General features: G+C 63.0%; 15 protein-coding genes. 8 read left to right on the forward strand and 7 right to left on the reverse strand.

Translation table 11 applies throughout. The features are described from left to right. Position 1 precedes the first annotated feature (1 nt). The 3 genes from ACP3TD_RS10685 to ACP3TD_RS10695 form a co-directional block, all read right to left on the reverse strand. Entirely contained in the window at positions 2-1,201 is a 1,200-nt protein-coding gene (locus tag ACP3TD_RS10685; RefSeq protein WP_426762867.1) for a type III polyketide synthase, read from the reverse strand. A 200-nt stretch (positions 1,202-1,401) separates the two neighbouring features. Continuing rightward, entirely contained in the window at positions 1,402-1,965 is a 564-nt protein-coding gene (locus tag ACP3TD_RS10690) for a hypothetical protein (protein ID WP_426762869.1), read from the reverse strand. A 300-nt stretch (positions 1,966-2,265) separates the two neighbouring features. Next, positions 2,266-2,415, reverse strand: coding sequence for a hypothetical protein (locus tag ACP3TD_RS10695; RefSeq protein WP_172829960.1), 150 nt, complete (start codon positions 2,413-2,415; stop codon positions 2,266-2,268). 283 nt (positions 2,416-2,698) lie between these two features. Here ACP3TD_RS10695 and ACP3TD_RS10700 point away from each other — a divergent pair, with 283 nt between their 5' ends. From ACP3TD_RS10700 to ACP3TD_RS10710, 3 genes are all read left to right on the forward strand, one after another. Further along, the gene (locus ACP3TD_RS10700) at positions 2,699-2,971 is read left to right on the forward strand and encodes a hypothetical protein (protein WP_426762870.1); all 273 of its coding nucleotides are present in this window, start codon (positions 2,699-2,701) and stop codon (positions 2,969-2,971) included. A gap of 62 nt (positions 2,972-3,033) precedes the next feature. After that, positions 3,034-3,429 (forward strand): DUF3054 domain-containing protein, encoded by a 396-nt coding sequence (locus ACP3TD_RS10705; RefSeq protein ID WP_426762871.1) that lies wholly within the window; start codon positions 3,034-3,036, stop codon positions 3,427-3,429. A gap of 124 nt (positions 3,430-3,553) precedes the next feature. Then, the gene (locus ACP3TD_RS10710) at positions 3,554-3,835 is read left to right on the forward strand and encodes an Lrp/AsnC family transcriptional regulator (protein ID WP_045731394.1); all 282 of its coding nucleotides are present in this window, start codon (positions 3,554-3,556) and stop codon (positions 3,833-3,835) included. A gap of 15 nt (positions 3,836-3,850) precedes the next feature. Here the strand turns inward: ACP3TD_RS10710 and trpD are convergent, their stop codons facing one another. Then, positions 3,851-4,906 carry an anthranilate phosphoribosyltransferase gene (gene trpD / locus ACP3TD_RS10715; protein ID WP_426762872.1) on the reverse strand — a complete coding sequence of 352 codons (1,056 nt, stop codon included), beginning with the start codon at positions 4,904-4,906 and terminating at the stop codon, positions 3,851-3,853. Between the two features lie 112 nt (positions 4,907-5,018). On the opposite strand from trpD, the gene ACP3TD_RS10720 reads away from it, so the two are divergent. The 4 genes from ACP3TD_RS10720 to ACP3TD_RS10735 all read left to right on the forward strand — a co-directional run bounded on the left by ACP3TD_RS10720 (position 5,019) and on the right by ACP3TD_RS10735 (position 9,385). Then, on the forward strand, positions 5,019-5,693 hold the full coding sequence (locus ACP3TD_RS10720; protein ID WP_390896676.1) for an aa3-type cytochrome oxidase subunit III: 675 nt from the start codon (positions 5,019-5,021) through the stop codon (positions 5,691-5,693). An 86-nt stretch (positions 5,694-5,779) separates the two neighbouring features. Continuing rightward, positions 5,780-6,568, forward strand: a complete 789-nt coding sequence (locus tag ACP3TD_RS10725) for a cytochrome bc1 complex diheme cytochrome c subunit (RefSeq protein ID WP_015937140.1) — start codon at positions 5,780-5,782, stop codon at positions 6,566-6,568. Positions 6,569-6,666: 98 nt separating this feature from the next. After that, positions 6,667-7,737 carry a cytochrome bc1 complex Rieske iron-sulfur subunit gene (locus ACP3TD_RS10730; protein WP_056079264.1) on the forward strand — a complete coding sequence of 357 codons (1,071 nt, stop codon included), beginning with the start codon at positions 6,667-6,669 and terminating at the stop codon, positions 7,735-7,737. Next, positions 7,715-9,385: a cytochrome b gene (locus ACP3TD_RS10735; protein ID WP_426762874.1), complete on the forward strand. Its 1,671-nt coding sequence runs from the start codon at positions 7,715-7,717 to the stop codon at positions 9,383-9,385. The genes ACP3TD_RS10730 and ACP3TD_RS10735 overlap by 23 nt, the downstream gene beginning before the upstream one ends. Positions 9,386-9,509: 124 nt before the next feature. Here the strand turns inward: ACP3TD_RS10735 and ACP3TD_RS10740 are convergent, their stop codons facing one another. Beyond that, on the reverse strand, positions 9,510-10,280 hold the full coding sequence (locus ACP3TD_RS10740; protein ID WP_426762875.1) for a GntR family transcriptional regulator: 771 nt from the start codon (positions 10,278-10,280) through the stop codon (positions 9,510-9,512). A 168-nt stretch (positions 10,281-10,448) separates the two neighbouring features. Here ACP3TD_RS10740 and ACP3TD_RS10745 point away from each other — a divergent pair, with 168 nt between their 5' ends. Continuing rightward, positions 10,449-10,760, forward strand: a complete 312-nt coding sequence (locus ACP3TD_RS10745) for an HPr family phosphocarrier protein (RefSeq protein WP_426762876.1) — start codon at positions 10,449-10,451, stop codon at positions 10,758-10,760. A gap of 134 nt (positions 10,761-10,894) precedes the next feature. Here the strand turns inward: ACP3TD_RS10745 and ACP3TD_RS10750 are convergent, their stop codons facing one another. Both ACP3TD_RS10750 and ctaD read right to left on the reverse strand, forming a co-directional pair. Further along, positions 10,895-11,296: a cytochrome c oxidase subunit 4 gene (locus tag ACP3TD_RS10750; RefSeq protein ID WP_056079276.1), complete on the reverse strand. Its 402-nt coding sequence runs from the start codon at positions 11,294-11,296 to the stop codon at positions 10,895-10,897. Further along, positions 11,293-13,020 (reverse strand): aa3-type cytochrome oxidase subunit I, encoded by a 1,728-nt coding sequence (gene ctaD / locus ACP3TD_RS10755; RefSeq protein WP_056079279.1) that lies wholly within the window; start codon positions 13,018-13,020, stop codon positions 11,293-11,295. Before ctaD ends, ACP3TD_RS10750 begins: the two co-directional genes overlap by 4 nt.

A 13,020-nucleotide genomic window follows, 5' to 3' on the forward strand; every position in this document is an offset into this window, starting at 1 on the left:
GTCAGGCCACCGGGATTTCCTGCAGCAGCTGTTCCTGCCGCGTCTCAGCCGGGGTTCCGGCCGCCGCCGGCGCCTGCCGCAGCTTGGTCAGGAGCGCTGTTTCCACCGTCAGGCCGGGGCCGAACGCCATGGAACAGATGCGTTCGTCTCCCGGTTGGCTGTCCTGTTCGAGGATGTGCCGGAGGACAAACAGCACCGTGGCGCTGCTCATGTTGCCGTAGTTGCGCAGGACTTCACGGGCCGGGACCAGCTGTTCGTCGGTGAGGGCCAACCGGGCCTGGACCTTGTCCAGGATGCTGCGGCCGCCCGGGTGGATGGCCCAGTGCCTGATGCCTGTGTAGGGGAGTGCTTCGAGGTGGGGCTCACGGGCCAGCAGCGGCTGCAGGGCGCCGACGATGTGATCGTCGATGATGTGCGGGACGTAGTTGCCCAGCACCATTTCGAAGCCGTGGTCGCCGATGTTCCAGGCCATGGAGTCCTCGCCAACCGGCGTCAGCACCGTTTCGAAGTGGTCGAGCTGCAGCAGGGCCGTTTCTTCCGCTGCCGGGCTGGCCGTGACGATGGCGGCCGCGGCTCCGTCGGCAAACAGCGCCGACCCCATGATGGTGTCCGGGTCATTGGACGTCCGGACGTGCAGTGAGCACAATTCAGCACAGACCACGAGGACTACGGCGTTCGGGTCTGCTTCGCAGAACAGTTTGGCCGCCCGTAGGGCCGGGAAGGCCGCGTAACAGCCCATGAAGCCAAGGTGGTAGCGCTGCACCGACGGGTCCAGGCCCAGCTCACGGACGATCTTGTAGTCAGGCCCGGGGTTGAAGAATCCGGTGCAGGAGACGGTCACGAGGTGAGTTATGTCAAGTAAATCGAGATCCGGGCAGGCTTTGACGGCGGCAGCGGAGGCTTCGACAAACAGCTTGGTGGCCTCACGGGCGAAGATGTCGTTGCGGACCTTGGTGCTGGGATTCAGGAGCAGTCCCGAGTCCGGGTCATAGAACTGGGGATCTTCAGAGCGGAATGCGTTGGTGAGCTCGTTGACGGCCGTGAACCTGGTCTCAATGGCAGCTGAATCGAAACATGTGCTCACCAGCCGGGAACCGAGCCTGCTGAGACCCGGTTGCGCTGCGAAAACGTCACGCGCCTCCGCCTGGATCAGCTTTGTTGCCGGAACTGCAGTTTCAAGTGAACGCACGTAGACCGTCATTGCCCCATTCTTAGCGAGCCCATCCACAAAGACAATGGCTCAACGGTCTGACCTGCGGAATCGCTGCTCCTGGCCCCTATCCGCCCGCGTTGCCAAAACGCCGATAATCTACATTATGTAAAGTAGGTGGAATCTGCTGCGTTGGAGGGGGTGACCGCCCGCTCCCCTTGTCCTATGTGCGAGGCCTATAGGTCGGCCCATCAGGCGGCGGCCTGTGGAAGCACCAGGAGGTATCCGGCGGGCAGCTGCGAACTCCATCGCCGGGGTTCCCTCACAACAAACTGGGTGGCGAGTTCCTCAGGCGTCAGCAGGCTGTTGGGTGCTGGTGACGGCCCCCATTGCTGGCTGCCGTAGGGATAGAGCGGGTCCAGGACATTGACTCCGGTGACACGGAAGTCCTGGAATTTCGCGGGATCGCCCATCGACTCAAAACCGCTCATCACCCATGCATGCCGGCCGCTCCACATCACCAGGCCCACGGGCCGGCCCGTCTCGGCGATCGCACGCGCCGCCGTCTGCAGGGCCGCCCCGTAGTCGGCGACGCTGACCACGTTGTAGGGACCCATCCCGGAAGCGGTGAGTACCTGCGCCCAGCCGTAAGGGTTGGCACCGTTGAAGGAATCGGATGACCGTGTGCGGGCCAGTTCCCACAACTCCCCCTGCTGCGCACTGTCCGACCATGTTCCCCCACCTGTGTCGTCGATCAGGTTGTGGGCCATCTGGATGCTCGCCGCAACGCACCAGTCGAAGGTGTACTGCGGCACGAAGTCACCATCCCGGTACAGATTGATGGCATAGGGTCCGGGCGCCGGCGGCGGAATGACAGTTGGGATGGGCTCTGGCGGCGGAGTGACAGCAGGAGGGGGCGTCGGCGCTGTGGTGGAAGCAATGGGCTGTGGGGCATGCTCAGCAGGCCCGGCCGCCGGTTGTACGGTCGCCGTGGGCGAAGCGCCGCCGGCGACTGCATCAGTGCCGTTGACCGGGGTGCATGCCACAAGCAGGCTGGCCAATGCTGCCAGCCATACGGTGTGACGGGGGCGCGCGCCGTTCATGACCGTTCCAGTCTAGCGCCGGACGCCTATGCCGGCCCCGACCACCGCCCCCAGGCCGAGTCCAAGCGCAAAGCCCAGGAAAGGGCTGTCAAAGAATGCCAACCCGATGGCGATGCCCAATGCAGCGCCGAGCAGGCAGCAAATCCAGAGCGGCTTGTTCACGGTTCCTCCAACGCAGTCAATCATCCAGCGGGCAGGCGTAGAACAGAATCTACTTCATCCAGCCAACACCTCCCCGATACCGCCTTCGGACAGGTAGCCCGCGGCCGGCAAGTCGGGTACAGCCTACGGATGCCAAACGGCTTCCGGAGCCAATATCGTCGTTCCCCTAAGGCGCCCTCAATCCGGACCAGCCTGCTGGCAGAGCCGGTTGGTGGCGTCTCCAAAAGCCGCCTGCGCCTATGAAGATGGTGCCGGTGCAACTTCCCAAGCGCCAGGATGTCCGATGCCGCAGTCCCCGTATCTCGAAGACCAGAGCACACCACCGTTTGTACTCCCCCAGTCCCCCGGCCTCCGGGCGCGGAGTGCACTGCGGGAAGAGGCGCTGACGCACGCGCCGGGAAGGCCCGTGCTGATGCTCCGGCCGGCGCCGGTGAAAGTGCGCGCCGCGTTTGGCTCTGCCATCGCGTACACGGTCACGCACATCCTTGTTGAACAGGACGGCAACGGCCCGTACTCCGTCCGGTGGGAACCTGGCTGGCTGGTGCACCGCCTCTGAGGCTGCTTCCGCGGCAGTTGCCGATGCGGGTAGCTTCGCGGCGGACAGATAGGCTCGAAACCATGAGTCTTTCGAAATCCGGGCCTGCCCCCGGCCCCCGCGGCTTGGTAGTCGCCGCCGCCGTGGCGGACGTCGTCCTGATCCTGGTGTTCGCGGCGATAGGCCGCGACGCACACGCCCGGGACGGGATCATCACCGGCGTCTTCCTCACGGCGTGGCCCTTCCTCGCCGGGGCGGCCGCAGGTTGGCTCGTAACCCGTGCCTGGCGCGCTCCCATGTCACTGCGCCCGGCCGGCATCGGAGCATGGCTGGGCAGCCTCATCGGCGGCATGTTGCTCAGGGCCCTCACGGGGCAGACCGTCGTGGTGCCTTTCGTCGTCGTCGCACTCCTCAGCCTGGGCGTGCTGCTCATGGGGTACCGGGCACTGTACCGGATCATCCGGCCCCGCCGCAGCTGAGCAGCGGCGCTCCCCCGGCCCAACGTGATGGGTCCGGCCGGGGCCGGCACTGATGTAATAGGCTGGCAGGACCAAGAAACGCGCCGGTCAACGCCGCGGCGCAACAGATCCGGAGGGTTTCAACGTGATCACCGCATTCGTCCTGATCAAAACGGACGCTTCCCGCATTCCCGAGACGGCCGAGGAGATCTCAGCGATCGAAGGCATCAGCGAGGTGTACTCCGTGACCGGCGAGTGGGACCTGATCGCCGTCGCCAGGGTTTCCCGGCATGAGGATCTTGCGGACGTCATTGCCGACCGGCTTTCGAAAGTTCCGGCAGTGGTCCACACCACTACCCACATAGCGTTCCGGGCCTACTCCCAGCACGACCTTGACGCGGCTTTTTCGTTGGGGTTCGAACAGTAGGCGAGGCAACTGCCTCTACGAGGCAGTGAGCGAGACCCACTTATCAAGCACTGCCGCGGCGGCGCCGCTTTCAATAGACACAGCCGCTCGGGCATAGGCACCGCGCATCCTGTCCAGGAATGTTCCCTCGGCTGAAAGATCGAAGGCCACCAGGCCGGCAGCAGCATTAAGCAGGACAGCGTCCCGCACCGGGCCCTCCTTGCCCGCCAGGACTTCGCGGACAACCACCGCGTTAGCCTTCGCGTCGCCGCCACGGAGTTCTTCCACGGTGGCCGGGCTGATGCCGAGGTCCCGGGGCGAGAACTCCAATGCATCGACGCTGCCGTTACGGATCTCCCACACCGTGGAAGGGCCGGTGGTGGTGAGCTCATCAAGGCCGTCGTTACCGCGGAACACCAGGCCCCTGCTCCCCCGCCGTGCCAGGACACCGGCCACCAGGGGTGCCATCCTGGCGTTTGCGACGCCGACGGCTGATGCCTGGACCTTGGCCGGGTTGGTCAGCGGGCCGAGGAAGTTGAAAGCAGTGGGGATCGCGAGTTCTTTCCTCGGCACGGCGGTATGGCGGAACGAGGGGTGGAATACCTGGGCGAAGCAAAAGGTGATTCCCGCCTCTTCTGCGTTCCTGGCCACGCGGTCAATGGACAGATCCAGCCGCACGCCGAGGGCCTCCAGCACGTCGGCAGAGCCGGACGACGATGACGCGGCCCGGTTGCCGTGCTTCACCACCCGGGCTCCCGCGCCAGCCGCGACCAGCGCCGCCATCGTAGAGATGTTGACGGTGTTCAGCTGGTCACCGCCTGTCCCGACGATGTCGAGTTTCTCACCGGAGACACTGATGGGTTTGGCGTGTGCGAGCATGGCGTCCACCAGGCCAGAGAGCTCCTCGACCGTCTCCCCCTTGCCGCTGAGTGCGACGAGGAAGCCGGCGATCTGTGCGGGGGTGGCTTCCCCGGACATGATGGTGTCCATGGCCCAGGACGTGTTGTCCGCGGTGAGGTCACGCCCGCTGATCAGTGCTGAGATCAGTCGGGGCCAGGTGTTGCCGGACGCTGGGGAAGCCTGTGAAGTCACCTGCTGATGCTATCGAGCGATGGCGGCGGCTGACCAATATGAACCGGTGCGGGAACTTTTCCGCGCGATTTCGCGTCTTTGTAGAAAAAGTCCTCCGAAAAGGCGGTTTGCGTTGGGCAGCACGGACTTTTACAGACATAATGTCTATGTGACATCTGCGACCCATGCCCCCAGTACCCCGGCGCACCCCACGCTGAACCGCCCCAATATGGTTTCTGTCGGAACCGTTGTGTGGCTGTCCAGCGAGTTGATGTTCTTCGCCGGTCTCTTCGCCATGTACTTCACACTGCGCTCCACGAGTGCTCAGATGTGGGCGGACGAGACAGCCAAGCTCAACTTCCCCTTTGCGCTCGTTAACACCATCGTCCTCGTGGCAAGTTCCTTCACTTGCCAGATGGGCGTCTTCGCCGCCGAACGGCTCCAGCCGCGCCGCACCGGAGGGGTGTTCTCGTTCTCCCGTTGGGGCATGAACGAATGGTTCACCCTGACGTTCATCATGGGTGCGTTCTTCGTCGCTGGCCAGACCACCGAGTACGCGATGCTGGTTTCCGAGCACGTATCGCTGTCCTCCAACGCCTACGGCTCCGCTTTCTACATGACCACGGGCTTCCACGGCCTGCACGTCATCGGCGGCCTCGTTGCCTTCCTGCTCATCATGGGCCGGTCGTTCGCCGCGAAGAAGTTCGGTCACTTCGAAGCCACCTCGGCGATTGTCACCTCTTACTACTGGCACTTCGTTGACGTCGTGTGGATCGGCCTCTTCCTGGTCATCTACGTACTCAAGTAACCAGTTTTGAAACTTTTTCTACACGAGGCAGAATTTCAGGTCGCGGCCCCACAAGCCGTCGCAGGAACGAATAAAGGAACCACCACGTGAAGGCACTCTCACAAAAGCGGCGTCACCCACTGGCAGCAATAGCGCTGCTCCTGATGGGGCTACTCCTTACGGGTGGGCTGTACGCTGTGGCAACCACCGTCAACGAGGCCAAGGCTTCCACCACCACCTACAGTGCCAACGACACTGAAGAAGGCGGCAAGCTCTTCGCGGCCAACTGCGCCACGTGCCACGGCATGGGTGCCAGCGGTACCGCTGACGGTCCGTCACTGGTGGGCGTCGGCGCCGCTGCTGTTGACTTCCAGGTGGGCACCGGCCGCATGCCGATGCAGATGAACGGACCGCAGGCCCTCAAGAAGCCCGCCCAGTTCAACGACGAGCAGACCCACCAGCTTTCAGCCTATGTCGCTTCCCTGGGCGCCGGCCCGGCAATTCCTGAAGAGGACCTGGTGAACGGCGGCGGTGACGCTGCCGCCGGCGGTGAGCTGTTCCGCACCAACTGCGCCATGTGCCACAACGCTGCAGCTGCCGGTGGTGCCCTGACCCGCGGTAAGTTCGCCCCGGCCCTCGCCGATGTTTCGGGTAAGCACATCTACGAAGCAATGGCGACCGGTCCTCAGAACATGCCGGTCTTCAGTGACTCGAACATCACCCCCGAAGGCAAGAAGGACATCATCACGTTCCTGAAGCAGATCGAAAGCACCGGTTCCCCGGGCGGAGCCGACCTTGGCTCGCTGGGTCCTGTTGCTGAAGGCCTCTTCGTGTGGGTTGCAGGCTTGGGCGTCATCATTGCCTTCACTATCTGGCTGACGTCCCGCACATCCTGACGCGGTCTCCGCACCAAACTTTCTGCTGCAAAGTCCAGCAGGTTGATATTAGAAACTAACCCGGCAGCCGCCGGGACGAGAGAAGGATGAGGCGAATTATGGGCAACCATAGTGACGGCAGTCCGAACCACTCGGGCACCGTAGCTACGGCTGGTCAGAATGAGGTGGAGAAGTTCCAGGATCCTGGAATTCCCCCGCATCGTTTGCGCCTGGCTGACACGGACCCGAAGGCCGCAAAGCGGGCAGAACGGCAGGTCGCCTTACTATTTGGCATCTCTGTCGTTGGAACCCTGATCTTCCTGGTGGCGTACTTCGCCATCGACCTTGGCGAGGATTCCAACATCGCCACCATCAGGTTGCAGAATGCCCTCCTTGGTGTCGGCACGGCATTCGCCATGCTCGGTATCGGTACCGGCATCGTCCACTGGGCCAAGGCCCTGATGCCGGACCACGAAGTATCGGAAGAGCGCCACGCCATCCGCTACGAAGAGGACCGCCAGGCTGCAGTCCGCATCGTTGACGACATTGTGGAAGAGACCGGCATCAAGCGCCGCCCCCTGATCCGCAACACCCTCCTCGGCGCCGTGGCCCTCGCTCCCCTGCCCGCAGTGGCAATCTTCGGCGATCTGGGTCCCCGGCCCGATAACAAGCTTGCCCACACCATGTGGGCACCGCAGGACGGCAAGCTCAAGCGCCTTGCCCGCGACCCCGACGGTACGCCGATCAAGGCCGCGGACGTCACCATTGGTTCTGCTTTCCACGTCATTCCGGAAGGCCTGAACGAACTCCACGAGGGCAAGCTCAACGAGAAGGCCAAGGCCGTGGTGCTGCTCATGCGCCTGGACCCGGCATCGCTGCATCCCTCTGAAGGCCGCGAGGACTGGGGATACAACGGCATCGTTGCGTACTCCAAGATCTGCACCCACGTTGGCTGCCCGGTTGCTCTTTACGAGCAGCAGACGCACCACCTGCTGTGCCCGTGCCACCAGTCCACCTTTGACCTCACTCAAGAGTGCAAGGTGATCTTCGGACCGGCCAGCCGCCCTCTCCCCCAGCTGCCCATCGCAGTTGATGACGAAGGCTACCTCGTCGCCACCAGCGACTTCCATGAACCTGTAGGACCGAGTTACTGGGAGCGTGATATGCATGAGCGCAGCATCAACAGCTGAGCCCGCTTTCGTCGCCAAAACCAAGGCAGGCCGGGTTACCGACTTCGTCGATTCCCGAGTTGGCGGTTCCGGAATCCTTCGGGAGTTCGGCCGCAAAGTCTTCCCCGACCACTGGTCCTTCATGTTCGGCGAGGTTGCTCTCTACTCGTTCGTGATCCTGCTGCTTTCGGGTACGTTCCTGACGTTCTTCTTCGACCCGTCCATGGCGGAGACCCACTACGACGGATCATATGTGCCTCTCAAGGGCGTCGAAATGTCAGTGGCCTACAGCTCGTCGCTGAACATCTCCTTCGATATCCGTGGCGGCCTGTTCATGCGCCAGGTCCACCACTGGGCAGCCCTGCTGTTCGTGGCGTCCATCGCCGTGCACATGCTCCGTGTGTTCTTCACCGGTGCGTTCCGCCGTCCGCGTGAAATGAACTGGGTTGTGGGCTGCGTCCTGCTCATCCTGGCCATGGCTGCCGGCTTCACCGGCTACTCGCTTCCTGACGACCTGCTCTCGGGCAACGGCCTGCGCATCATTGACGGCGTCATCAAGTCCATCCCGGTAGTTGGTACCTACATCTCCTTCTTCCTGTTCGGTGGAGAGTTCCCGGGAACGGCAATCATCAGCCGCCTCTACATGCTGCACATCCTGCTGGTGCCGGCACTGATCCTCCTGATGATCGTGCTCCACCTGTTCATGGTTGTGGTTCACAAGCACACCCAGTACCCCGGTCCGGGCCGCAACGACAACAACGTTGTCGGCTACCCGCTTGGCCCCGTGTACGCAGCCAAGGCCGGCGGCTTCTTCTTCATCGTCTTCGGTGTCCTGGCACTGATGGCAGCGTTCTTCACCATCAACCCGATCTGGAACTACGGTCCCTACGATCCGTCCCCTGTGTCTGCCGGTACCCAGCCTGACTGGTACATCGGATTCGTGGACGGTGCGCTGCGCCTGATGCCCGGCACCTTTGGCGACTGGCACGTGGAGCAGACCTGGCTGGGCTTTGTCTTCACGTTCAACGTGCTGCTTCCCGCCCTGGTGCCCGCCGGGATCCTGTTCACGGTGATGTTCACCTACCCGTGGATCGAACGCTGGATCACCAAGGACAACCGCGAACACCACGTCCTGGACCGTCCCCGCAACGCCCCCACCCGTACGGGCATTGGTGTTGCAGGTTTCATCTGGTACTGCGTCATGTGGGCAGCTGCAGGCTCTGACCTCATTGCCACGCACTTCCACGTGTCCCTCAACGACGTCACCTACTGGCTCCGCGCCCTGTTCTTCATCGGCCCGATCATCGGATTCATCGTTGCCAAGCGCGTGGCCCTTGCGCTCCAGCGCAAGGACCGCGAGATTGCACTGCACGGTCGCGAAACCGGCCGGATCGTGCGCCTGCCCCACGGTGAGTTCATCGAGGTTCACGCTCCGCTCGATGAGTACAAGCGCTACAAGCTCGTCGGTTTCGAGTCTCCTGAGGTTCTCCCCGCTGTGCCGAACGAGCATGGTGTGGTGACCGGTAACGAGAAGCGCCGCGCCTTCCTCTCCAAATGGTTCTTTGAGGACCGCGTAGCTCCGGCTACACCCGCAGAACTCGAAGCAGCCCATGGCCACGGCCACGCGCCTGTGGAAGCCTCTGAGGAAGCCAAGAGCCTGTCCCACTAGGTTCACCCAAGCACTAAACAGAGCAGGGCCCGGTCCAACTGGACCGGGCCCTGCTCTGTTCTTGTTTCACGTCCATTGGCCGGAACTCAAGGACTGGGTGGGGCCAGTCCCTTTCGCGGCCTGGTTAGAGGTTCCGCGCGCGGCGTGCCCCGGGACGCTGCAGGGGCACCCAAAGCTTGTAGCGGTCGGCGCGGTAGTAGGAAACGGAGTAGTCCACCATGGAGCGGGCCACAAATGCATGCCGTTGGATCTTCAACAGCGGTGAGCCCACTTCCACGTTGAGCAGGCGCGCCGTGGACGGGGACGCTGCGGTTGCCTCGATCATGTCCTCACCCCACTCCATGACCAGGCCGAACTGTTCGCTCAGGACGTTGTACAAGGACGTGGGAGGCTCGCCGTCGAGGAGGCCCGGGACGCGGTGGGCGGGGATAAAGTTCTCATCCACGCTCATGGGCTCCCCGTCCGCCAGCAGGAGCCTGCGAAAACGCACCAGCGGAGTGCCCTCGTCCAACTGCAGTTCGCGGGCGAGGAAAGCGCTGGCACCGATCTGCTCGAAGCTGAGGACCTTAGCCGCCGGAACCATGCCACGGCGCTGCATTTCCTCGCTGTAGGAGGTGAGCTTGACCTGGAGGTCGAGCTTTGGCCGGCGGACAAAGGTACCCAGGCCAACAACGCGTTCGATGACTTCCTCGCCTACCAGTGCATCAATGGCCTGGCGGACTGTCATCCGGGCAAGACCGAAGCGTTCGGCCAAGTCACGTTCTGAAGGCAATGCCGAGCCTGGTGGGCATGCCTCCGCGATGTAGGCGCGCAGGATCTCCCGCAGTTGAATATAGATGGCGATACCGCTGGCGCGGTCTATCTCGCCCTTGATGGTCTTGGCTGCAGCCGCCATGAGTCCGCCTTTTTCTGCTTGTTGCCACTTCTAATCGTAGGTCAGGTCTAGACCAGCTGTGTTCCTGCAGCAGACTTCGTGGCGGCAGCGCCGGGCCGCCGGATATATATTTGGGCAGGAAGATTTACGCGACAGACGGAGGGGTCCGTCAAGACGAAGGAGTCCTCTTTGCCATCACACAAGGCCATGGTCACGGCTTCTGTAGGCCTTCATGCAAGGCCAGCAGCCGACTTTGTCCGAGCCGTCTTGGTCACGGGCCTTCCCGTGGTCATTGCCAAGGACGGCAGCCCGGGCGTCGATGCGCGGTCGCTGCTTCAGGTGATGGCTGCCGACTTCCAGCACGGCTGCACAGTGGAGCTGACGGTCAGCGAGACAGCCCTGGATGGGCCTGGAAGCGCGGAAAATGCCGCGGCGGTCCTCATGTCCCTCGGAGACCTCCTCGCGGCGCAGGGAGCCCTCCAGCCCGCGGTCCGGCACTAGCCCGGCCACTGCCCGGCACAACGCCGAACCAGCCCCGGAACTATCCTGAATCAGTCCGGAACAAACTGGCCCAGACATAACGACGCCGGCCCCCACCAAAAGGTGGGGGCCGGCGTCGTTATTAAGTGTGTTGCCTAGTGGGCGTGGTCCCCACGGCTGTATTCGTAAACCCAGCCGACAAGCGCTACGACCGCAAGGCCGGCAGCAATGAAGACGATCCAGAACCCAACGGCCAGGCCGAGGAACCCAGTGGCGCAAGCCAGGCCGAGGACCAGGGGCCACCAGCTCCAGGGGCTGAAGTGCCCCTGCTCGCCGGCGCCTTCGTGAATCTCAGCATCGCTGCGGTCCTCGGGGCGCATACCTACGCGCTTGGCGGTGAAACCAAGGTACGCGCCGATCATGCCGGCCAGTCCGCCCACGAGCAGGACACCCAAGGTGCCAACCCACTCGTTCCAGTGCGTGAGGAACCCGTACACGATGGAGACAGGGATGAAGAAGAAGACTCCCGATCCAAAGATCCAAGATTCGATTTTCACTGTGCGGTGTCCTTCTGGTCGGCGTTGCCGAGAACGCTGGCCGCAGGTGCCGGCGACTCGACGGTGTGGACCTGGCGCAGTTCAGGGTGGTGCAGGTCCAGGGCGGGGCGCTCCGAACGGATCCGGGGCAGCGAGGTGAAGTTGTGGCGCGGCGGCGGGCAGGACGTGGCCCATTCGAGGGAGGCACCGAAGCCCCAAGGGTCATCAACCTGGACCTTTTCGGCCTTCCGCCACGTGATGTAGACGTTCCAGAAGAACGGAATCAGCGAGGCGCCGAGGACGAAGGACGCCACAGTCGAGAACTGGTTCATCCAGGTGAAGTTATCTTCAACCAGGTAGTCGGCGTAGCGGCGGGGCATGCCCTCCACACCGAGCCAGTGCTGGATGAGGAACGTGCCGTGGAAGCCCAGGAACAGGAGCCAGAAGTGGATCTTGCCGAGGCGCTCGTTGAGCATCTTTCCGGTCCACTTGGGCCACCAGAAGTAGAAGCCGGCGAACATGGCGAACACCACGGTTCCGAAGACCACGTAGTGGAAGTGCGCCACCACGAAGTAGGAGTCCGAGACGTGGAAGTCGAGCGGAGGCGAGGCCAGGATGATGCCGGTGAGGCCACCGAAGAGGAACGTGACGAGGAACCCGATGCTCCAGAGCATGGGGGTTTCGAACGTGATGGAACCGCGCCACATGGTGCCGATCCAGTTGAAGAACTTCACGCCGGTCGGAACAGCAATGAGCATCGTCATGAAGGCGAAGAACGGCAGCAGCACCGAGCCGGTGACGTACATGTGGTGGGCCCACACCGTCACGGACAGCGCAGCGATCGCGATCGTGGCGTAAACGAGGCCCTTGTAGCCGAAGATCGGCTTGCGGCTGAACACCGGGAAGATCTCAGACACGATGCCGAAGAACGGCAGCGCAATGATGTACACCTCGGGGTGGCCGAAGAACCAGAACAGGTGCTGCCAGAGGACGGCACCGCCGTTTTCCGGATCGAAGATGTGTGCGCCAAACCGGCGGTCGGCGCCCAGTGCGAACAGTGCGGCGGCCAGCGGGGGGAACGCCATCAGGACCAGGATGGCCGTGATGAGGGTGTTCCAGGTGAAGATCGGCATGCGCCACATGGTCATGCCCGGGGCGCGCATGCAGATGATGGTGGTGATGAAGTTGACGGCACCGAGGATGGTGCCGAAGCCGGAGAGCGCCAGGCCGAAGACCCACAGGTCACCGCCGATGCCGGGGCTGAACGTGGTATTCGACAGTGGTGCGTAGGCGAACCACCCAAAGGATGCTGCACCCTGCGGGGTGATGAAGCCGGACACCGCAATGGTGGAACCGAAGAGGAAGAACCAGAAAGCCAGGGCGTTCAGACGCGGGAATGCGACGTCGGGGGCACCGATCTGGAGCGGCATGATGACGTTGGCGAAGCCCGCGAACAGCGGGGTGGCAAACATCAGGAGCATAACCGTGCCGTGCATGGTGAACAGCTGGTTGTACTGTTCCTTCGTCTGCAGGATCTGCATGCCGGGCTCGAAGAGTTCGGCTCGGATGAGCAGCGCCATGACGCCACCGAGGCAGAAGAAGACGAACGAGGCGATCAGGTACATGTACCCGATGGTCTTGTGGTCAGTGGAGGTGATCCAGTTGACGACGATGCGTCCCTTGGATTTCGGAACCACCGGAGCCTGCAGGGCTCCTGTGGGTGCGGATTGAGTGTACGTAGCCAC

It is taken from the genome of Pseudarthrobacter sp. 1G09, assembly GCF_050038305.1.
GTDB lineage: Bacteria > Actinomycetota > Actinomycetes > Actinomycetales > Micrococcaceae > Arthrobacter > Arthrobacter equi.